Annotated in this window: 20 protein-coding genes and 1 tRNA gene; 13 read left to right on the forward strand and 8 right to left on the reverse strand. The window is 48.2% G+C overall.

Annotated features, from left to right (window positions below):
• Window positions 1–22: 22 nt before the first annotated feature.
• Window positions 23–1,855, forward strand: a complete 1,833-nt coding sequence (gene glmS, locus T411_RS0115755; protein WP_000334126.1) for a glutamine--fructose-6-phosphate transaminase (isomerizing) — start codon at window positions 23–25, stop codon at window positions 1,853–1,855.
• A gap of 60 nt (window positions 1,856–1,915) precedes the next feature.
• Here the strand turns inward: glmS and T411_RS0115760 are convergent, their stop codons facing one another.
• The 7 genes from T411_RS0115760 to rpsU form a co-directional block, all read right to left on the reverse strand.
• Window positions 1,916–2,995 (reverse strand): TRAP transporter substrate-binding protein, encoded by a 1,080-nt coding sequence (locus T411_RS0115760; protein WP_001123234.1) that lies wholly within the window; start codon window positions 2,993–2,995, stop codon window positions 1,916–1,918.
• A 256-nt stretch (window positions 2,996–3,251) separates the two neighbouring features.
• Entirely contained in the window at window positions 3,252–5,012 is a 1,761-nt protein-coding gene (locus tag T411_RS0115765; RefSeq protein WP_000953509.1) for a bifunctional lysophospholipid acyltransferase family protein/GNAT family N-acetyltransferase, read from the reverse strand.
• Window positions 5,013–5,480: 468 nt separating this feature from the next.
• Window positions 5,481–5,556: transfer RNA gene (locus tag T411_RS0115770), tRNA-Ile, on the reverse strand.
• A gap of 144 nt (window positions 5,557–5,700) precedes the next feature.
• The gene (rpoD, locus tag T411_RS0115775) at window positions 5,701–7,566 is read right to left on the reverse strand and encodes an RNA polymerase sigma factor RpoD (RefSeq protein WP_000372621.1); all 1,866 of its coding nucleotides are present in this window, start codon (window positions 7,564–7,566) and stop codon (window positions 5,701–5,703) included.
• Between the two features lie 98 nt (window positions 7,567–7,664).
• Window positions 7,665–9,428 carry a DNA primase gene (dnaG, locus tag T411_RS0115780; RefSeq protein ID WP_000907210.1) on the reverse strand — a complete coding sequence of 588 codons (1,764 nt, stop codon included), beginning with the start codon at window positions 9,426–9,428 and terminating at the stop codon, window positions 7,665–7,667.
• Between the two features lie 89 nt (window positions 9,429–9,517).
• Window positions 9,518–9,961, reverse strand: coding sequence for a GatB/YqeY domain-containing protein (locus T411_RS0115785; RefSeq protein ID WP_001173892.1), 444 nt, complete (start codon window positions 9,959–9,961; stop codon window positions 9,518–9,520).
• Window positions 9,962–9,990: 29 nt separating this feature from the next.
• On the reverse strand, window positions 9,991–10,206 hold the full coding sequence (gene rpsU / locus T411_RS0115790) for a 30S ribosomal protein S21 (RefSeq protein ID WP_001145625.1): 216 nt from the start codon (window positions 10,204–10,206) through the stop codon (window positions 9,991–9,993).
• Window positions 10,207–10,446: 240 nt separating this feature from the next.
• Between rpsU and tsaD the strand changes: the two genes are divergently transcribed.
• Both tsaD and T411_RS0115800 read left to right on the forward strand, forming a co-directional pair.
• Window positions 10,447–11,466, forward strand: coding sequence for a tRNA (adenosine(37)-N6)-threonylcarbamoyltransferase complex transferase subunit TsaD (tsaD, locus tag T411_RS0115795; protein WP_001220122.1), 1,020 nt, complete (start codon window positions 10,447–10,449; stop codon window positions 11,464–11,466).
• Between the two features lie 153 nt (window positions 11,467–11,619).
• Window positions 11,620–12,432: an alpha/beta fold hydrolase gene (locus T411_RS0115800; RefSeq protein WP_001087495.1), complete on the forward strand. Its 813-nt coding sequence runs from the start codon at window positions 11,620–11,622 to the stop codon at window positions 12,430–12,432.
• A gap of 48 nt (window positions 12,433–12,480) precedes the next feature.
• Here T411_RS0115800 and plsY read toward each other — a convergent pair whose 3' ends face one another.
• Window positions 12,481–13,107: a glycerol-3-phosphate 1-O-acyltransferase PlsY gene (gene plsY, locus T411_RS0115805; RefSeq protein ID WP_000188027.1), complete on the reverse strand. Its 627-nt coding sequence runs from the start codon at window positions 13,105–13,107 to the stop codon at window positions 12,481–12,483.
• A 188-nt stretch (window positions 13,108–13,295) separates the two neighbouring features.
• Between plsY and folB the strand changes: the two genes are divergently transcribed.
• The 10 genes from folB (at window position 13,296) to nlpD (ending at window position 19,942) form a co-directional block, all read left to right on the forward strand.
• The gene (folB, locus tag T411_RS0115810) at window positions 13,296–13,649 is read left to right on the forward strand and encodes a bifunctional dihydroneopterin aldolase/7,8-dihydroneopterin epimerase (protein ID WP_000361954.1); all 354 of its coding nucleotides are present in this window, start codon (window positions 13,296–13,298) and stop codon (window positions 13,647–13,649) included.
• Window positions 13,646–14,152 carry a 2-amino-4-hydroxy-6-hydroxymethyldihydropteridine diphosphokinase gene (gene folK / locus T411_RS0115815; RefSeq protein WP_000627006.1) on the forward strand — a complete coding sequence of 169 codons (507 nt, stop codon included), beginning with the start codon at window positions 13,646–13,648 and terminating at the stop codon, window positions 14,150–14,152. Before folB ends, folK begins: the two co-directional genes overlap by 4 nt.
• Complete coding sequence (locus T411_RS0115820; RefSeq protein ID WP_000119813.1) at window positions 14,149–14,952, forward strand: undecaprenyl-diphosphate phosphatase; 804 nt, start codon at window positions 14,149–14,151, stop codon at window positions 14,950–14,952. Before folK ends, T411_RS0115820 begins: the two co-directional genes overlap by 4 nt.
• Before the next feature lie 114 nt (window positions 14,953–15,066).
• Window positions 15,067–15,351: a cell division protein FtsB gene (gene ftsB, locus T411_RS0115825; RefSeq protein WP_001263189.1), complete on the forward strand. Its 285-nt coding sequence runs from the start codon at window positions 15,067–15,069 to the stop codon at window positions 15,349–15,351.
• Complete coding sequence (gene ispD / locus T411_RS0115830) at window positions 15,348–16,046, forward strand: 2-C-methyl-D-erythritol 4-phosphate cytidylyltransferase (RefSeq protein WP_001061948.1); 699 nt, start codon at window positions 15,348–15,350, stop codon at window positions 16,044–16,046. Before ftsB ends, ispD begins: the two co-directional genes overlap by 4 nt.
• Window positions 16,043–16,519, forward strand: a complete 477-nt coding sequence (ispF, locus tag T411_RS0115835; protein ID WP_000619209.1) for a 2-C-methyl-D-erythritol 2,4-cyclodiphosphate synthase — start codon at window positions 16,043–16,045, stop codon at window positions 16,517–16,519. The genes ispD and ispF overlap by 4 nt, the downstream gene beginning before the upstream one ends.
• 29 nt (window positions 16,520–16,548) lie before the next feature.
• Window positions 16,549–17,634, forward strand: coding sequence for a tRNA pseudouridine(13) synthase TruD (gene truD / locus T411_RS0115840; RefSeq protein ID WP_000129752.1), 1,086 nt, complete (start codon window positions 16,549–16,551; stop codon window positions 17,632–17,634).
• A 1-nt stretch (window position 17,635) separates the two neighbouring features.
• On the forward strand, window positions 17,636–18,388 hold the full coding sequence (gene surE, locus T411_RS0115845; RefSeq protein ID WP_000698379.1) for a 5'/3'-nucleotidase SurE: 753 nt from the start codon (window positions 17,636–17,638) through the stop codon (window positions 18,386–18,388).
• Window positions 18,381–19,007 carry a protein-L-isoaspartate(D-aspartate) O-methyltransferase gene (locus T411_RS0115850; RefSeq protein WP_000002982.1) on the forward strand — a complete coding sequence of 209 codons (627 nt, stop codon included), beginning with the start codon at window positions 18,381–18,383 and terminating at the stop codon, window positions 19,005–19,007. The genes surE and T411_RS0115850 overlap by 8 nt, the downstream gene beginning before the upstream one ends.
• A complete protein-coding gene (nlpD, locus tag T411_RS0115855) occupies window positions 19,007–19,942 on the forward strand; it encodes a murein hydrolase activator NlpD (RefSeq protein ID WP_000177568.1) in 936 nt (311 codons plus the stop codon). Before T411_RS0115850 ends, nlpD begins: the two co-directional genes overlap by 1 nt.
• The last annotated feature ends 43 nt before the right edge of the window (window positions 19,943–19,985 follow it).

Below are 19,985 nucleotides of genomic sequence, written 5' to 3' on the forward strand. Positions count from 1 at the left end.
ATAAAAAATATGGAGTTTAACTATGTGTGGAATTGTTGGTGCGGTTGCACAACGCGATGTTGCTGAAATTTTAGTACAAGGCCTACGCCGTCTTGAATACCGCGGCTATGACTCTGCGGGCGTAGCTGTTGTGGATAGCGATAAGCAGCTCACGCGTTTACGCCGTTTGGGTAAAGTACAAGAGTTGGCGGATGCGGTTGAAGCGGCGCAAGTCGCGGGCGGTACAGGTATCGCGCATACCCGTTGGGCAACGCATGGTGAGCCTTCTGAGATCAATGCTCACCCCCATATTTCTGGTGACATTACGGTGGTACACAACGGCATTATCGAAAACCATGAAATGCTGCGTACTATGCTGCAAGATCGTGGTTATGTGTTTACTTCACAAACGGATACTGAAGTCATTGCTCATTTAGTGGAGTGGGAATTGCGCAGTGCTTCCTCTTTATTAGAAGCGGTACAAACCACCGTTAAACAGCTTACAGGAGCTTACGGCACTGTGGTGATGGATCGTAACGACCCTTCGCGCTTAGTGGTCGCTCGCTCAGGTAGCCCAATTGTGATTGGTTTTGGTATCGGTGAAAACTTCCTTGCGTCAGACCAACTCGCGCTACTTAACGTCACACGCCGCTTTATGTATCTGGAAGAGGGGGATGTAGCGGAAATGACTCGTCGTGATGTGCGCGTATTTGATGCTCTGGGGCAACCCGTACAACGTGAAATCAGCGAATCCAATCTAGAACATGATGCTGCGGACAAAGGTCACTACCGCCACTACATGCAAAAAGAGATTTTCGAGCAGCCAAAGGCGCTGATCAATACCATGGAAGGGCGTATTACCCATGACTGCGTGGTGGTGGAAAGCATTGGTGTGCACGCGGCAGAGATTCTGGCAAAAGTGGAACATGTACAGATCGTCGCCTGCGGTACTTCTTATAATGCAGGGATGACGGCACGTTACTGGTTTGAATCGTTAGCGGGTGTGAGCTGTGATGTCGAAATCGCGTCTGAATTCCGCTATCGCAAATTTGTCACGCGCCCCAATAGCCTACTGATCACTCTATCTCAGTCTGGTGAAACGGCAGATACCTTAGCCGCGCTACGTTTAGCGAAAGAGAAAGGCTATATGGCGGCGATGACGATTTGTAACGTTGCGGGTTCTTCTCTCGTGCGTGAATCGGATTTCGCCTTTATGACTCGCGCAGGTACTGAGATTGGTGTGGCTTCAACCAAAGCCTTTACCACTCAGCTAGTCACATTGTTGATGCTGGTGACTGCACTTGGTAAGCAGCAACAGCGCATTGGTCGCGAGTTAGAAGCTGAGATCGTACATGCATTGCATCAACTGCCGAAGCAGATTGAAACCGCATTGTCGTTTGAAAAACAGATCGAAACGCTCGCGGAAGATTTTGCTGATAAGCATCATACCCTCTTCTTGGGGCGCGGTGAGTACTACCCGATTGCGGTAGAAGCGTCTCTTAAACTGAAAGAGATCTCTTACATCCACGCAGAAGCCTATGCAGCGGGCGAGCTAAAGCATGGCCCATTGGCGTTAATTGATGCGGATATGCCAGTGGTTGTGGTTGCACCAAGCAATGAACTGTTAGAAAAGCTTAAATCCAATATTGAAGAAGTGCGTGCGCGCGGTGGTTTATTGTACGTATTTTCCGATGAAGTGGCGGGCTTTGAAGCGGATGAGACGATGAAAATCATTGCGATGCCGCATGTTAGCGAGATTGTGGCTCCGATTTATTACACCATCCCAATGCAACTGCTCTCTTACCATGTGGCTTTAATCAAAGGTACCGATGTTGACCAGCCTCGTAACCTTGCTAAAGCGGTAACTGTCGAGTAAATGTTCAATAAATCAAAGGGCTACCAGATGGTAGCCCTTTGTTTATCCAGCGCATTGCCATTAAGGATTGGTATTTAAGTACGCTTGTGTCGAGATCCGAGTCCAATCACGCACTTTGGTTAAGTAAGCCTGCTGAGAGTCGATGATCTCTTTAGCGAGCGGATCGCTTGCTGCCTGCTCTTGCAGAAGTTCATTGTTGGCTTGGCGTAGTGCGGCAAGTACTGCGGGTGGAAAATCACGAACTTTGATGTCTGGGTACTCACTTTTCATCGCTGCCCAGCTCGTCGCATTCGCATCGATCGCTTGGTTGTACATATCGAAAGCGGCGACGCGGAAAGCGGTTTCTAAGATCACTTGGATGTCTTTTGGTAGCGTATCCCACTTCTTCTTATTGACTAAAAATTGCGTTTCGGAGCCCGGTTCATGCCATGCGGTGTAGTAATAAGGGGCAATTTTATGAAAGCCCATGCGCAGATCAAAGGCTGGGCCAACCCATTCCAGTGCGTCGATGGTGCCGCGTTCTAGCGAGGTATAAAGCTCCCCCGGTGCAATGTTCGTGGGTTTCGCGCCAAGTTTTGCCAACACTTCACCCGCAAATCCCGGAATACGCATTTTCAGCCCTTGCAGATCGTCAACGCTGTTGATCTCTTTTTTAAACCATCCGCCCATTTGAATATCTGAGTTACCGCCCGGAAACGACAAGAGGTTATGCGGCGCGTACACCTTCTCCATCAACGGCATCCCGCCGCCATAATAGAACCAAGCGTATTGCTCAGTTGCGATCATGCCAAACGGCATCGAAGAGAAAAAGAGGGTATTCGGAACCTTGCCTTTCCAATAATAAGAGCTGGAGTGACCGAGATCGTATTGACCGGATTTCACCATATCAAACACGCCCAGCGGTGCTTTGTGTTTGTTGGCCGAGTCGATACGGATTTGAATGCGGCCATTGGACATTTCAGCGGCCAATTTCGCCATGTTTTTTGGTGCATCGCCGAGGATAGGAGTATTCGCCCCCCACGTTTCGGCCAGCGTCAGTTTATAAACGGGTGGTTCGTTGGCCTGCGCGGTTCCTAAAACTGTGCTCAGGACAAGGGCCAGCATGATGCGGCTTTTATTTAAATAGGTTGTGATTGGCATAACTTCCTCATTGTTATCGTTATTGAAGCTGTAGAGTCTAAGTTGCTGAAAAAAGAGTCAATCATCAAGGGTGGCAGAAGGGGAGGAGTGTTTTAGTCTGAAATACTAACTTTGCGTGTAAATGAAGCATGATACCAATGACTAGTCAGTATCAAACTGGCGATATTGAGAGGAAATTTTGACTCGATAGCATTTTATTTTGATTCCAGAAATGTTTGATGGGTCACGCCAAGATGAAGCACCTTGGCGTGATGGGTTAGATATCGCTGAAATATTGGTGGGTGGCAAGATAGCGCAGAGCTTCAGATTGCCCCATGTAACGCGCTAAGGTTTTCGTGGGCACATTGCGAAGATCAACTACGATCAAGCCATCTAGTGCGTTATTGAACGCAGGATCCACATTAAAGCTCACCAGCTTTCCGTTTAATCCTAGATACTGGCGTAGTAGCACCGGAATTCCCTTTCCTTCATCGATCCGAGCAATCACTCGTGACAGGAGTTGCAAGTCGGCAAGTGACGTCAAAAGGCTGGCATTCCATTGTGCTTGCCCTGTAGGTAGAGGGTTGGTGGCCATCACTAACTCGGCTTGTTCACTATCGTAATAATGCAGAGTCATGGTATCGGCGAGTAAACGTCTGGCTTGTTCACTGTAATCGTTGCTGATACTCACAGGGCCAAAAAGGTGGGTATATTGTGGGTGGCGTTCGACATAAGTACCAATGCCTTTCCAAAGCAAAAGCAGGGCCGCCATGCTTTTTTGATATTGGCTGTCAATCACCGAACGCCCCATTTCAATCGCATTGCCCATGTTATTGAGGAAGCGTTGATCATAATGAAATAGGGTACTGGAGTAGAGGCCGCTGATCCCCTTGTGCTCAATAAGCTTATCAACGAGCCCTAAACGGTATGCGCCCACCAGCTGATTTTTCTCTCTATCCCAAATGAATAGGTGAAGGTAATCGCGATCAAATCGATCAATATCCAGCGCACAGCCCGTTCCTTCGCCCACCTCACGGAAATTCAACTCGCGAATGCGGCCAATTTCATGCATCAACGAAGGAATGTTATCCGCTGTGGTGCAATACACATCAAATTGGTTATGGCGCAGCATATGGTCGGCGTAAGGCAACTGCGCGATATCTTCGAGCAGATCGGCTAATGGAAGGCGCTCTGCAACGGGAGGCAAGGATCGATCACTGGCGGTCTTGTTGCGCACGGGAGAAGATTGCAAAAGATAGGTATTGAGGCGCAGATAATTGACCAACTGTTGATCACAAAGATGCTGTACTTCGCTGTGTGAAATCCCCTCACCAATCGCGATACCAATTTGAGTATGCTGCTTATTGAGCAGCTCGCGCCCCAACATCAAGGTGCGCAGCATAGGGTGAATTTTTCCTGCAAGGTAAAAAGGGGTTGAGTTATGGCCATCAATATAAACTGGGACCGTATGCGCTTGATGTTTTTTAACGAGGCGGCTGACCGATTGGCTCCACTCTTTGTCCTCCAAACGACCTTGCTTGCTGTCAACCAATTGGGAGACTTCCCCAGCAGGAAACATCAGTAGCAACCCACCTTGCTCAAGGTGTTTATGCGCTTGACGAAGGGCATGCAGATTCGCTTTTGCGGCATCGGCACCTTCAAACACATCGACGCCGATAAATAGTGAGGTAAGCTCGGGCACCAGCTTTAAATACTGATTAGCGAGAATTTTTACATCTGAGCGAACGCAAAGCAGCAGCTCAGCCAAAATCACCCCTTCAACGCAGCCTAAAGGATGGTTAGCGACCACGATAGTTGCCCCTTGAGCTGGAACATGTGTGAGCTTGCCGCGTACTACTTGATAATCGATACCAAGAACATCCAAGGTAAAGCGCAAAAACGCTTGAGTATCACCGCTTGCTGGACGTTGAGCATAGAATTGATTGAGACGTTTCAGTCCTGTTGCCCATTCCGCTAAGTGTTCACCTAAACCAAATGGGGTTTTTCGTGGCAGAACAAATGGAGAAGTAGAAAGCATAGCAACCTCTTATGTGATGGTTTACCAAGAGGCTAGAGGCTACATATTGCAAAATCGCGACAGTCTGATGAGCTTTTTGTTGCGCGGAATATCCTTGAACAGTCACCGCAAGGTATTTGGTGATAGGCAGTGAAAATAAGCTGAAATTTATGTGACAATTTCAGAAATAAGTCCATTTGCTCACAATTTGTACAAAAAGTGTGATGCACGAGGAATTTTAATGCTAGTTTGTTTAGGCGGGTAAAACGCAACTAATCAAAACAACATTACACCTTTGATTTGCTGATCTGGAATAGACGGGAGCTTATGCTCCCGTTGCCATTTCTAGAGCATAAAATGGTGGGTTAGAGTGCCGTCTTAAACCGTTCAGAAACGTTAAGGATAAGCTTACTTGACCCATTGTCTGACCCAAATTCGTCAGGTACAAAAAAGGTTAGTAAGCACTAGGCCTACTAACCTTCTGGAATCTGGTGGCCCCTCCCAGGTTCGAACTGGGGACCAAGCGATTATGAGTCGCCTGCTCTAACCACTGAGCTAAGGGGCCAAATTAGGTGTCAGATTATATTGGAAGGGGGTAGATGTGTCTAGCCAAAGCGGGTTCAATAGTGCTTACAATTTATTCACTTAGCTTGTATAAAAAAGAAAAGGTGAGCTCAGCTCACCTTTTTCAGTTCATAACCAACTTGAATTATTCATCCAAGAAGCTGCGCAGAACTTCTGAGCGGCTTGGATGACGCAGTTTACGCAGTGCTTTTGCTTCAATCTGACGAATACGTTCACGAGTTACATCAAACTGCTTGCCCACTTCTTCCAGAGTATGGTCGGTATTCATATCGATACCGAAACGCATACGTAGCACTTTCGCTTCACGAGGTGTTAGGCCTGCTAATACATCGCGAGTGGCAGCTTTAAGGCTGGTTGCGGTCGCAGAATCCAGTGGCAGCTCGAGGGTGGTATCCTCGATAAAATCACCCAGATGCGAATCTTCATCATCACCAATCGGTGTTTCCATGGAGATGGGTTCTTTGGCAATTTTCAGCACTTTGCGGATTTTGTCTTCTGGCATTTGCATGCGTTCTGCCAATTCTTCAGGCAGTGGCTCACGACCCATCTCTTGCAGCATTTGGCGCGAAATTCGATTCAGTTTATTGATCGTCTCGATCATGTGTACTGGAATACGAATCGTACGTGCTTGGTCAGCAATAGAACGAGTGATTGCCTGACGGATCCACCAAGTCGCATAAGTTGAGAATTTATAACCACGACGGTATTCAAACTTATCGACGGCTTTCATCAAACCGATGTTACCTTCTTGGATCAGATCCAAGAATTGCAGACCACGGTTGGTGTATTTCTTAGCAATCGAAATTACCAGACGTAAGTTTGCTTCAACCATCTCTTTCTTCGCACGGCGAGCTTTCGCCTCACCGATTGACATACGATGGCTGATGTCTTTGATGCGTTCAACAGACAGTGATGTCTCTTGCTCGATCATTTGTAGTTTCTGAATTGAACGGCGGATCTCTTCTTCTTGCTCACGGACTTTCGCTACGTAAGGCTTGTCAGAAGCAAGGACTTTATCCAGCCACTCTTCATTCGATTCATTGCCTGTAAATAGGGCGATGAACGATTTCTTCGGCATCTTCGCGACTTCAACTACCGCTTTCATTACCAAACGTTCTTGGGTGCGAACACGATCCATTGAAGTGCGCAGAGTTTCAACCAAGTGGTCGAATTGCTTTGGTGTTAGGCGGAATTCACGGAAGATATCCAGCACTAAGTCTGACGCTTCAGAAGCTTGATGACTGTCACGACCAAATTCATTAACCGCTAATTGCAGGTTTTGGAACTTACCGCGCAGTTCATTGAATTTCTCACGAGCCAGTTCAGGGTCGATACCGACTTCTTCTTCGCTGTCGCTGCTTTCACCGTCGCCATCTTCGTCTTCATCTTCGACGACAGCATCATCTTCATCCGCGAGATCCGCTTCAGAAAGCTCAGAACCGATGTGAGTCGCGGTTGGCGCTTCGGTTTCCATGTCGTTAGGGTCAACGAAACCTGAAATCAGGTCAGTGAGACGTAGCTCTTCGGCCTGAACACGATCAAACTGCTCAAGAATATAAGGGATGGTTCCAGGATACTCAGCAATCGCACTTTGAACTTGGTTAATACCATCTTCAATGCGCTTGGCAATATCGATTTCACCTTCACGTGTCAAAAGCTCAACCGTACCCATTTCACGCATATACATACGTACTGGATCGGTGGTGCGGCCAATCTCACTCTCTACGCTAGAAAGTGCCGCGGCGGCTGCTTCAGCAGCATCTTCGTCAGTGATGGTAGTATCATCGCTGAGGGCAAGATCATCGGCATCAGGTGCGGTTTCCACCACCTTAATGCCCATGTCATTAATCATCTGAATAATATCTTCCACCTGCTCTGAATCAACGATTTCAGCAGGCAAGTGGTCATTTACTTCGGCGTAGGTCAGATAGCCCTGTTCCTTGCCGCGAAGGACAAGTTGTTTAAGCTGTGACTGCGGATTTTGATCCATAGACGGTATCCAACTTCGTATCTGGTGAAGGAATAAGTATGCGCAATGCAAACCACGTATACTAACAAATTTATTCTTTGCTGACTATCTCAACAGAGTTACGCTTTCAAGCCTTTTAAGATCAAGTCTTGTAGCTCTCTTTTCTCTTCGGTTGATAAACCGACACTTCGCTCTTTGGCCTGCAAATTTTCAATTTGTTTTTCTACGCACTGGGCAAGAATTTTGTCCAATGAGTCTAAAAATAGTTCTTCTTGATTGTCTTCGACAAGGGGAATTTCCCAACTTGCCAGACGAGACAGAAGTGTCTCATTTTTTGAGTCTCGCCAATGTTCGAGTAATTGACCCGTAGTGATATGGGGATATTGACGACATTTCTCAAGTACTTCACTGAAGGTATCGAGACCAGGGATCATCAAATGACGCACGCTCGCTAGGTCTGGTACCAATTCAGCATAGCTCGGATTTTGTATCAAGAGCGCGATAACATCACGCATTGGGGTCCGTTTTATTGCTTTATGTGGTGCGGGTCGATTTTCTGTCTTACGTGCTTTTTTACGGCGCAGTTGGTGATCAAAGCCTGTCCGTTCATCGAGTAATTTCTCTAGGATCTCTTGTAAAAAAGGATCCGGAATTTTGTCGATAAGTGGTGTTGCAACGGCGCGCAGTGCCGATTTACCTTCATGGCTACCCAAGTTAATTTGGTGCAGTTCAATCAAGTTCTCAAATAAGTACTGCGACAGTGGTGTAGCATTGGCAACCTGTTGTTCAAAATCGGCTTTGCCGTATTTACGCACGTAGCTATCGGGATCTTCACCGTCCGGCAGAAACAGAAACTTTAAGATATTGCCGCTTTTGAGGTAGCTGAGTGCATTTTCTAATGCGCGCCATGCGGCATCACGTCCAGCTCGGTCACCATCATAACAACAGATGACATGGTTAGTTTGGCGAAACAACAGTTGTAAGTGATCGCCTGTGGTTGAGGTGCCCAGAGAGGCTACAGAGTAATCGACACCATATTGAGCGAGTGCCACGACATCCATATAGCCTTCCACCACTAGGATTTGTGGTGGTTCACGGTATGCCTGCAGGACTTCATAAAGGCCATACAGCTCTTTGCCTTTATGGAAAATCGGGGTTTCAGGCGAGTTCAGGTATTTCGGTGTACCTTGCTCTGTAATACGGCCACCAAAACCAATGACTCGACCTCGACGATCGCGAATTGGGAACATGACTCGTCCGCGAAAGCGGTCATAACGGCGGCCGTTATCGTTTTCAATCAGCATACCTGCGGTGACAAGCATATCTTCACTGCTGCGCTGCTGACCAAAATTGCGCCGTACAAGATCCCATTCATCCGCTATGTATCCAATGCCAAATTTCTGGACGATTTCTCCAGATAAACCACGATTTTTTAAGTATTCAATCGCATGCTTGTTGGCAGGAACTTTAAGCTGCTGACGATAAAACTGGGCGATGCTGCCCATCAAGTCATACAGGCTGCGCTTATCTTCACTTTTGACGGCTGGCGTATTTTTCGCAAAGGGGCTGGAAGGCGTTCTTTCTTCACGCTGAACTTCAAGACCTATGGTCGACGCCAGCTCTTCAATGGCCTCAGGAAACTCCATGCGTTCATATTCCATGACAAAATCGATGGCATTGCCATGAGCACCACAGCCGAAGCAGTGATAGAACTGTTTTTCCTGACTGACACTGAATGAAGGGGTTTTTTCGTTATGGAAAGGGCAGCAGGCGCTGTAGTTTTTGCCTTTCTTCTTCAGTTTTACGCGTGCGTCAATAACGTCGACAATATCGAGTCGAGCAAGGAGGTCATCAATAAAACTGCGGGGGATGTGTCCTGCCATAAATCTTTGCATGCACCGAAAGATAGGGTCAAATACAAACAAGCCGTGCTTTCCAAAGGATTGCACGGCTTGCTGTAATTGGGTTGGGATTAAGCCAGTTTAGCGCGGACCAAACCGCTCACTTTACCCATGTCTGCACGCCCTTGAATATGCGGTTTAAGTACAGCCATCACCTTACCCATGTCTTGCATGCCTGCGGCGGCTGATTCAGTGATTGCGCTGTCAATCAGGGCTTTCACTTCATCATCGCTCAGAGGTTGAGGCATAAACTCCTCAAGTACGGTGATCTCTGCTTTTTCCGCATCAGCCAAGTCTTGACGACCTGCTGCTTCGTATTGGCTTACAGAGTCGCGACGCTGTTTCACCATCTTGGTCAGCACTGCAACAATGTCGTCATCGCTCAGAGTGATCTGCTCATCGACTTCACGTTGTTTAATAGCGGCCAACACTAAACGGATAGCGCCAAGGCGTGGTTTATCCTTGGCTTTCATCGCTAGTTTTTGCTCTTCTTTGAGATTCTCAATCAGAGCCATAACAAATTCCTTAGTTTAGGAAGCTGTTATTAGTACAGACGAACGCGACGTGCGTTTTCGCGAGCTAGCTTCTTAGCGTGACGCTTTTGAGCAGCTGCTTTAGCGCGTTTGCGAACGGTAGTTGGCTTTTCGTAGTGCTCACGACGGCGCACTTCAGAAAGGATACCTGCTTTTTCGCAAGAGCGTTTGAAACGACGCAGAGCTACGTCGAACGGTTCGTTTTCACGTACTTTAACTACTGGCATATGCCTTTCACCTCGGGGGTTAATTCGTTAATGCTGATATTTTGATGACCAGAGCAGCAAGAACCCTTGTGCGCCAAGTCGATAACCAGCCAGATCAAAATGGTGCGGAATTTTAATCCGATCGTCCTTCCTTTGTAAAGCACTTTGTCGCTTACATTCTGGACAAGGTTTGTTTGTCGCGCCAAGGCGAGGTAACATGACGTCATATTTGATTTTAGATGGCAGCGTGCTGAGAAAACTATGCGCATTATTGGTATTGAAACCTCTTGTGACGAAACGGGTATCGCGATTTACGATGACGAAAAAGGACTGCTGTCTCATAAGCTTTACAGTCAGGTAAAACTGCATGCCGATTATGGTGGTGTGGTGCCTGAGCTGGCTTCGCGTGATCATGTAAAAAAAACCATCCCACTCATCAAAGCGGCGATGGCAGAGGCAAACGTGACGCCGCAAGATTTAGACGGTGTGGCTTTTACCGCAGGCCCCGGTTTGGTTGGGGCGCTCTTGGTTGGCGCTACGATTGGGCGCAGTTTAGCGTACGCTTGGGATGTGCCAGCGGTGCCGGTTCATCACATGGAAGGGCATCTTCTTGCTCCGATGCTGGAAGAGAATCCGCCGCCGTTTCCGTTTGTCGCTTTGCTGGTATCGGGTGGTCACACCATGCTGGTGGAAGTGAAAAACATTGGTGAATACCGCATTTTAGGTGAGTCTATCGATGATGCGGCTGGCGAAGCCTTTGATAAAACGGCCAAATTGATGGGATTGGATTATCCAGGTGGCCCGTTATTGGCCAAGCTGGCGGAAAAAGGGACTCCGGGACGCTTTAAATTTCCCCGTCCTATGACGGACAGACCGGGGCTCGATATGAGCTTTTCCGGTTTAAAAACTTTTACTGCCAATACCATTGCTGCAAATGGCGACGATGAACAGACCCGTGCGGATATTGCTTACGCCTTCCAAGAGGCCGTGTGTGACACTTTAGTCATTAAATGTAAACGCGCATTGGAGGAGACAGGACTTAAGCGTGTGGTGATTGCGGGTGGTGTGAGTGCCAACAAGCAGTTGCGTGCTGATTTGGAAAAACTCGCGAAAAAAATCGGTGGCGAAGTGTATTACCCACGTACTGAATTTTGTACCGATAACGGAGCGATGATCGCTTATGCGGGCATGCAACGTTTGAAAAATGGTGATGTGTGTGAACTTGGCTTGCAAGCTCGCCCGCGTTGGCCGATTGATCAGTTAACGTCAATTCAGAAATAAGTACGACGAAATGGTATTGAAACGGTCGCGCTAGTGGCCGTTTTTTCTAAACAAAAGAATGAATTAGATAATGCTGAATTTCTGCTCAGAGTTGTCTGCTTGGCATCTCATGTTACAGTCAGCGTCTACTTTATTGATGGATAAATAACTAAAATGAATTCGATGCTGATTGATGGCCAAAAAATGGCTTACCTTGATGTCGGGGAAGGCGAAGTGTTGCTCTTTGGGCACAGCTATTTGTGGGATCACCAAATGTGGGCTCCACAAGTGGCTGCGTTAAGTCAACGCTATCGTTGTATTGTGCCGGATTTTTGGGCGCATGGCGCTTCAGAGGCCGCCCCTACTGCGATGAGCAATCTCAAAGATTACGCTCAGCATATGTTGGCGCTGATGGATCATCTGCAGATTGAGTATTTCTCTGTGATTGGCTTGTCGGTGGGAGGAATGTGGGGCGCAGAGCTGGCCTTACTTGCGCCAAAGCGAGTTCAATCTCTGGTTATGATGGATACTTTCGTGGGTCTTGAACCGGAAGTGACCCACAAAAAATACTTTACCATGTTAGATACCATTGCTCAGCTGCAAGCGGTGCCCGCTCCGATTGTGGAGGCGGTTGTTCCTATGTTTTTTGCATCTAACACGTTGAAAAACGAGTTGCCTGTTGTGGCGCAATTTCGCTCGGCTCTGCAAGGTTTGAGCGGCGAGCGTGCTGTTGAAGTGGCGCGTTTAGGGCGCATGATTTTCGGGCGTCGTGATTTGATGGATGAGATCGAACACTTAACTCTGCCTGTACTCATCATGGTCGGCAGTGAAGATACTCCTCGCCCAGCGTTAGAGTCTTACCTGATGCAAGATACGATTCGAGGCAGTCAACTTGAAGTGATTGAAGGGGCGGGACATATCAGTAGTTTGGAGCAGGCAGAATCGGTGACACACCACCTGCAAACGTTCTTAGCAACCGTATATTGATTTTTCTGCCATTGATGAAATGGCGATCACCTATTGAGCCGCGCACGGTTACACGACGCGGCTCTCTTCATCATCGCTCGGCTTCTTATTCTTTTCACCGACCTTGGGCTCGGTACCCGCAAACAGGCGCTTCACGTTTTGATGATGGCGCAGCACAATCAAACAGCACAACATGGCAACTGGAAGCGTGTACTGTGGCTTAATCAGCCAAGTGTAGAGGGGCGCGAGCAACACAGTGACTAAGGCTGCAAGCGACGAGTAGCGAAACAGTACGACAACGACAAGCCATGTGGCCATCACCATAGCGGTTAAATCGAGCCCAATCGGTGCGATTGCACCTAACGCGGTTGCCACGCCTTTTCCACCTTTGAAATGGAAAAAAATCGGGTACATGTGACCAAGGCAGGCGGCGATTGCCACCAATCCCAACATAAAAGGTTCAATATTGAGGAAGTAGCCGCCCCAAACTGGGATGGTGCCTTTGAGCATGTCACACAATAAAACGGCCACTGCGGCTTTTTTGCCGCCGATGCGCAGTACATTGGTGGCTCCGGGGTTTTGTGAGCCCACGTTACGCGGATCGGGGAGACGCAGAACACGACAAATCAACACCGCACTGGAAATTGACCCCAGTAGATAGGCAAAAATGATCATGCTGAGCGCCAATGGAGTCATAACAGCCTCAAACTGCGTGTTTCGAAAAGTTATCTCGAATAAGTATTTGTATTCCCTGTTGAATAAGAAAAAATCTTTTAGGATTTAGCATCTTGAACAGGTTTGGGTATATCATATCGCGATTGAGCGGATAGTACGATTTTTTCATCGGTTTGGGTATCCGACCTGTGAACAGGAAGCGATTGAGCATGGATAAAGTGTTTATTGAACAGTTGGAAGTGATCACGACGATTGGGGTCTACGACTGGGAACAGCAGATCAAGCAGAAATTGGTGCTCGATCTGGAAATGGCGCACGACAACCGTGCAGCGGGAAAAAGTGATGATGTAGCGGATGCTCTGGACTATGCCCAAGTCAGCCAAGCTGTGCTGGAGCATATCGAACAAGGGCGTTTTTTACTGGTAGAGCGTGTGGCTGAAGAAGTGGCTGAACTGATCATGACTCGCTTTGCTGTGCCTTGGCTCCGCATCCGCTTGACCAAGCCGGGCGCAGTGCCGCAAGCCAAAGGAGTCGGCGTGATCATCGAGCGAGCGCGTGGATGATCACCGCTTATATTGGTGTGGGCTCAAATCAGGATCGCCATCAGTCGATTGAAGCTGGCCTTCGTGCATTAGCCGAGCTGGCGAGCCAGTGGCGTCTGTCCACGATTTATGAGTGTCCATCCGTTGGGTTTGCCAGCCATCCTTTCTTCAATCTGATGGTTGAGATGGAGACAGAGCTCGCGCTGCCTGAATTGATGAAGCAGTTAAAAGCGATCGAGCTGCGTTGTGGCCGTTTGCCGAATGCACAAAAGTATCAGGATCGAACACTGGATCTTGATATTGTGCTGTATGGCGATTGTGTATCGGAGAATGATCCAGTGCTGCCTCGACCGGATATCTATCGCTATCCGTTTGTGATTCAACCTTTATATGAGCTCTGTCCGCAGCGAGTGATTGCTGGTGATGGTCGAACTGTTGAGCAGATTTGGCAACAAGCGCAGGATTTAGCATCACTCACCCCAGTACCGATCTGGTTTTCTATTAACGAGAAGAAACAATCATGAGTTATTTTGAGTCGTTCATTCTGGCTTTAATTCAAGGCTTTACCGAGTTTTTACCGATTTCTAGCTCCGCACACCTGATCTTGCCTTCGGCTATTTTAGGTTGGGAAGATCAAGGCTTGGCCTTTGATGTGGCGGTACACGTGGGAACGCTCGCCGCGGTCGTGCTCTATTTTCGAAAAGAAGTGGTTTCGTTATTAAGTGCTTTTTTTGCTTCGATTTTTAAAGGTGATCGCAGCAAAGAAGCCAAATTGGCGTGGTTGATCGTGCTGGCTACGATTCCGGCTTGTCTGTTCGGTTTTGTGATGAAAGATATTGTTGAGCTCTATTTGCGCAGCGCTTGGGTTATCGCGACAACGACTATCGTGTTTGGCCTTTTACTCTGGTATGTCGATAAACATGCAGAGCTCAAAGCCGACGAATATCAAGCGGATTGGAAAAAAGCGCTGTTTATTGGTTTGGCGCAGGCCGTGGCTATTATTCCTGGCACTTCACGCTCTGGTGCAACCATCACTGCTGCGCTCTATCTTGGCTTTACCCGTGAAGCGGCGGCGCGTTTTTCATTCTTAATGTCGATTCCAATTATCGTATTGGCGGGCAGTTATCTCGGATTGAAACTGGTGACCAGTGGTGAACCCGTACACAGCGGTTTCTTACTGACAGGCATCATCACTTCATTTATCAGTGCTTACATCTGTATTCACTTCTTCCTGAAGCTCATCTCTCGTATGGGCATGACCCCGTTTGTGATTTATCGCTTAGTGCTTGGTGTAGGCTTATTTGCGTTTTTATTAACTCAATAATCACCTGCCAGCAAGCGCCTTTTCTAGGCTTTATGGTATAAATAGGCAGCATTCGAGCAAGTGACCAACGCCACGATTTTGTGGCGTTGGTTTTGAAAGAAAGATGGATTGGTTATGCGAGTATTTGCTTTGACCCTAAGCCTGCTATTGGTCTGGCTGCTTTATACCCTGATGTGGGGCAAAAACGGTGTGATGGATTTTCGCGCTGTACAAGCGGAAATTGAAGTGCAGCAGCAGGTGAATGCCAACCTTCACCTACGCAACCAAGAGATGTTTGCTGAAATTGATGACCTGCGCCAAGGGCTAGATGCGATTGAAGAGCGTGCCCGTAACGAATTGGGTATGGTCAAAGATGGAGAAACCTTCTATCGCATCATCGGTGAGGAGTCGCGCCAATGAACAACATGACAGCGATTGTCCCCGCCGCGGGTGTGGGTCGCCGCATGCAAGCGGATCGCCCTAAGCAGTATTTAACCTTGCTCGATAAAACGGTGCTCGAACACACCGTTGAACATCTTTTAGAACATCCTCTCATCGAACACGTGGTAGTGGCGGTGAGTGCTGATGACCCCTATTTTGCGAATTTGCCTCTGGCGCATCATCCGCGTGTGATTCGTGTCGATGGCGGCAAAGAGCGGGCGGATTCGGTATTGTCGGCACTGGAGTATGTCTGCCAGCATCGCCTCAGTGAATGGGTATTGGTGCATGATGCGGCGCGTCCGTGTGTGACTCACGCCGATATCACTCAGCTCATCACCACGGCTTTAGCTCATCCGATTGGTGCGATTTTGGCCTCGCCCGTGCGGGATACCATGAAACGTGGCGATCACTTACAGCAGATTGTGCATACGGTCGATCGCACTGCGCTCTGGCATGCGCTGACACCGCAAATGTTTCGTGCCCAATCACTGCGTGAGAGGTTATTCGCCGCTTTACAGCAGCAAGTCACGATTACCGATGAAGCCTCAGCCTTTGAATGGTGTGGTGAAAAGCCTGCTTTAGTGGCAGGACGTGCCGATAATCTCAAAATTACTCAACCTGAAGATCTCGCGTTGGCCGAGTTCTATTTAAGTCGTAATAAGGAAAAATCATGATCAGAATTGGCCACGGCTTTGATGTACACCGTTTTGGCGGCGAAGGTCCCATCATTATTGGTGGAGTGAAGATCCCTTATGAACAAGGATTGATCGCCCATTCTGACGGTGATGTGGCACTGCACGCATTAAGTGATGCCTTGCTCGGCGCGATTGCTGCCGGAGACATTGGCCGCCACTTCCCGGATACCGATGATAAATGGAAAGGGGCAGACAGCCGCGAGCTCCTCAAAGATGTGTATCGCCGTGTCAAGGCGCAAGGTTATGTGCTTGGTAATGCGGACGTCACTATCATTGCCCAAGCGCCGAAAATGGCCCCTTATATTCAGGCGATGTGCGCGGCGATTGCCGAAGATCTGGAAACCGATCTGGGCAACATCAATGTCAAAGCGACCACGACAGAAAAACTCGGCTTTACCGGACGTAAAGAAGGTATTGCCTGTGAAGCGGTTGTACTTTTGCGCAAAGCTTAACTCAGCCTATAAAAAATTTTGGAATTAAGATGACTGATATTCTCTCTCCTCTGGCTTATTTGTGCGGTAAACCGACTGCGAAGGCCAAACTCAAAGCGCTGCCAGAACACTTCCAAGTCAATGAAGTGTTGGGCTACTCCTTAACGGGACACGGCGAGCACTTGATGGTGCGTATTCGTAAGACAGGGGAGAACACCAGCTTTGTGGCCAATGAATTAGCCAAAGCCTGTGGCGTACCTTCACGCGCGGTGAGCTGGGCGGGTTTAAAAGACAGGCATGCCGTTACCGAGCAGTGGTTGAGTGTGCATCTGCCGAATGGCGAAACGCCGGATTTCTCTGCGTTTCTAGCACAATACCCTAGCATTGAAATTCTTGAGGTGACTCGCCACGACAAAAAGCTTCGTCCGGGTGATTTGCAAGGCAATGAATTTGTCGTCACCCTATCGGAAGTAAGCGATGTTGCAGCGGTATTAAGCCGTTTAGAAACGGTTGCTGAATTGGGCGTTCCCAATTACTTCGGTAGCCAGCGTTTTGGACGTCATGGCAATAACCTCAGTGAGGCGCGCCGTTGGGGGCGTGACAATGTCCGTTCGCGCAATCAGAATCAGCGCAGCTTATATCTGTCTGCGGCTCGTTCGTGGATTTTCAACCAGATTGTCTCAAAGCGAATTGAGCAGGGCTGTTTTGCCCGCTTTATTGAAGGTGATATCGCTTTAGCTGAGCAGCAAATGTTTAATGTTGATGGTGATTTAGCCCTTTGGGATCAGCGTTTGCAAGCTGGAGAAGTAGCGATTTCAGCGGCTTTGGCGGGCGATAATGCCTTGCCGACTTCTGGTCAAGCCTTGCCACTGGAACAAGCTGAATTGGATGCAGAGCCCGATTTAATGGCGCTGATCCGGGGGAATCGTATGCGCCATGATCGCCGTGCGATCGCCTTAAAAGCGCAAAACTTAAGCTGGCAAGTGCAAGAAGATCAAATCACTCTGCGTTTCTCATTGGATGCGGGTAGCTTTGCCACTTCCTTAGTGCGTGAATTGATCGAAGAGATCCCAGTGGTGCGTCATTACGATCAAGGCCATGAACAAGAGAGCCGCGATTCAGAGAGCGAAGATTAAGATGAAGATTCTACTCAGTAACGATGATGGCGTTTACGCACAAGGCATTCATGCTTTGGCGGATGCATTGCGTGATTTAGCGGAGATTGTGATTGTCGCGCCGGATCGTAACCGCAGTGGTGCCTCGAATTCACTGACCTTAGAGCATCCATTACGAGTGTCGCAAATTGCCGAGAATACCTATTCCGTGCAAGGTACCCCGACTGATTGCGTGCACTTTGCGCTTAATGAACTGATGAAAGACGCGCTACCGGATCTGGTACTGAGCGGAATCAATCACGGAGCTAACTTGGGTGATGATGTGCTCTATTCCGGTACGGTGGCGGCGGCAATGGAAGGGCATTTTCTTGGCGTGCAGTCGATCGCCTTTTCTCTGGCGGGAACTACTCATTTTGCTAGTGCTGCTCACTTTGTGCGTCAATTGGTCGAGCAACATCTGGCTAACCCGATTCCGACCAATCGCTTACTTAACGTGAATATTCCGGATCGACCTTTAGAACTCATTCAAGGTATTGAAGTCACACGCTTAGGTGCGCGGCATCACGCCGAAAGCATGATAAAGCAGAAAGATCCGCGTGGGCATGATATTTATTGGCTTGGTCCTCCGGGTAAAGAGCAAGATGCCGGTCCGGGAACGGATTTTCATGCGATTGAACGTGGCTGGGTGTCACTCACGCCGCTACAAGTTGACCTAACGGCACATGAGTCACTGCGTAGCATGGATCATTGGTTAAAGGAAAAGGTGAATGGCTAACCCAAAAGCCGACAGACTGATTCAATTTTTAACTGAGCAGGGGATTACCTCACCACAAGTGTTGGCGGCAATCCATGCACTGCCACGCGAGTTTTTCGTCGCACCGGCCATGATGCATCAAGCTTATGACAATAATGCCCTGCCCATAGGTCAAGGCCAGACCATCTCGCAACCCTATATCGTGGCGAAGATGACAGAGCTACTGGCGTTAACCCCAGAAACCAAAGTGCTAGAAATTGGTACGGGCTCTGGTTATCAAACCGCAGTGCTCGCCAAACTGGTTAATCATGTGTTTACTGTTGAGCGGATCAAAACCCTGCAATGGGATGCGAAAAGACGCTTGAAACAGTTGGATATCTATAACGTGTCGACGAAACATGGCGATGGCTGGCAAGGTTGGCCCGCTCGTGGACCTTTTGATGCGATCCTTGTGACGGCTGCTGCGGCAAAAGTGCCGCAAAGTCTATTGGATCAGCTTGCTGAGGGTGGTCGTATGGTGATCCCTGTGGGCGAAGACGAGCAATATCTGTACAAAATTGTGCGTCAAGGTGGGCAGTTTATCTCTGAGCGGGTTGAAGCTGTGCGTTTTGTGCCACTGGTCGCGGGAGATCTTGCCTGATGACGCTTTACTCTTTCCGACTGGGCTTATTATTGTTTTGCAGCTTATTATTCGGCTGTACTGCACCTACGCCAGCACCAGTCTCTGGATTGGGTAAAGATTACAACAAAGTTGAGCGTGGTAGTTACCGCGGAAGTTACTATGAAGTTAAAAAAGGCGACACGCTCTATTTTATTGCCTACCTCACAGATAAAGATGTAAATGATCTGATCAGTTACAACGATCTCGCTCCACCTTACACCATTCATCCTGGGCAAAAAATTAAGCTCTGGTTACCTAATTATACTCCTCCTGCTTATGGTGGAACGGGCGGTGCAGCTACCGTGGCTGTGGCTTCAAGCACAAGTGCAAGTGTTGCCAAAGCGGCGACGACGGCAACAGTTGCTCAAACCGTGAGCAAAAGCTCTAATACCAAAAATGTACAAAATGGGTCAACGAATAGTCAAAATTTGACTAAAAAAGATCCAGTTAAGACGGTTGATCAAACAAAAACAAAGGAGTATGTTGAACCTGTCGGTAAACAAAATGTTAATGTTAATGTAGCAAAAGCTAAACCTTCGGATGAGAAGATAGCGAAGTGGCTATGGCCGACAAAAGGTAGAGTCATAAAGAACTTTTCTGCGGGCGATCAAGGCAACAAAGGGATAGACATTGCTGGCCAACGTGGTCAGGCTGTCGTTGCTACTGCAGATGGAACCGTAGTGTATTCGGGCAACGCATTACGTGGTTATGGCAACCTAATCATCATAAAACATAATGAGCACTATTTAAGTGCCTATGCCCACAATGATCAGCTGCTAGCAAAGGAAGGACAAACTGTGCAAGCAGGCCAGAAGATCGCCACCATGGGAAGTTCTGGTACCAACAGCGTACGCTTGCACTTTGAGATCCGTTATCAAGGGAAGTCAGTGAATCCTAAACGCTACTTACCTTAACTCATATTGCTAAGGTCATACTGCAAAGGTTGTAAATCGCAAT

This window comes from Vibrio cholerae ATCC 14035 (assembly GCF_000621645.1).
GTDB classification, from domain to species: domain Bacteria; phylum Pseudomonadota; class Gammaproteobacteria; order Enterobacterales; family Vibrionaceae; genus Vibrio; species Vibrio cholerae.

Bases quoted from the DNA above. Each gene is read 5' to 3' on its own strand.
- glmS (WP_000334126.1), top strand. From the start codon at position 23: ATGTGTGGAATTGTTGGTGCGGTTGCACAACGCGATGTTGCTGAAATT.
- T411_RS0115760 (WP_001123234.1), bottom strand. From the start codon at position 2,995: ATGCCAATCACAACCTATTTAAATAAAAGCCGCATCATGCTGGCCCTT.
- T411_RS0115765 (WP_000953509.1), bottom strand. From the start codon at position 5,012: ATGCTTTCTACTTCTCCATTTGTTCTGCCACGAAAAACCCCATTTGGT.
- rpoD (WP_000372621.1), bottom strand. From the start codon at position 7,566: ATGGATCAAAATCCGCAGTCACAGCTTAAACAACTTGTCCTTCGCGGC.
- dnaG (WP_000907210.1), bottom strand. From the start codon at position 9,428: ATGGCAGGACACATCCCCCGCAGTTTTATTGATGACCTCCTTGCTCGA.
- T411_RS0115785 (WP_001173892.1), bottom strand. From the start codon at position 9,961: ATGGCTCTGATTGAGAATCTCAAAGAAGAGCAAAAACTAGCGATGAAA.
- rpsU (WP_001145625.1), bottom strand. From the start codon at position 10,206: ATGCCAGTAGTTAAAGTACGTGAAAACGAACCGTTCGACGTAGCTCTG.
- tsaD (WP_001220122.1), top strand. From the start codon at position 10,447: ATGCGCATTATTGGTATTGAAACCTCTTGTGACGAAACGGGTATCGCG.
- T411_RS0115800 (WP_001087495.1), top strand. From the start codon at position 11,620: ATGAATTCGATGCTGATTGATGGCCAAAAAATGGCTTACCTTGATGTC.
- plsY (WP_000188027.1), bottom strand. From the start codon at position 13,107: ATGACTCCATTGGCGCTCAGCATGATCATTTTTGCCTATCTACTGGGG.
- folB (WP_000361954.1), top strand. From the start codon at position 13,296: ATGGATAAAGTGTTTATTGAACAGTTGGAAGTGATCACGACGATTGGG.
- folK (WP_000627006.1), top strand. From the start codon at position 13,646: ATGATCACCGCTTATATTGGTGTGGGCTCAAATCAGGATCGCCATCAG.
- T411_RS0115820 (WP_000119813.1), top strand. From the start codon at position 14,149: ATGAGTTATTTTGAGTCGTTCATTCTGGCTTTAATTCAAGGCTTTACC.
- ftsB (WP_001263189.1), top strand. From the start codon at position 15,067: ATGCGAGTATTTGCTTTGACCCTAAGCCTGCTATTGGTCTGGCTGCTT.
- ispD (WP_001061948.1), top strand. From the start codon at position 15,348: ATGAACAACATGACAGCGATTGTCCCCGCCGCGGGTGTGGGTCGCCGC.
- ispF (WP_000619209.1), top strand. From the start codon at position 16,043: ATGATCAGAATTGGCCACGGCTTTGATGTACACCGTTTTGGCGGCGAA.
- truD (WP_000129752.1), top strand. From the start codon at position 16,549: ATGACTGATATTCTCTCTCCTCTGGCTTATTTGTGCGGTAAACCGACT.
- surE (WP_000698379.1), top strand. From the start codon at position 17,636: ATGAAGATTCTACTCAGTAACGATGATGGCGTTTACGCACAAGGCATT.
- T411_RS0115850 (WP_000002982.1), top strand. From the start codon at position 18,381: ATGGCTAACCCAAAAGCCGACAGACTGATTCAATTTTTAACTGAGCAG.
- nlpD (WP_000177568.1), top strand. From the start codon at position 19,007: ATGACGCTTTACTCTTTCCGACTGGGCTTATTATTGTTTTGCAGCTTA.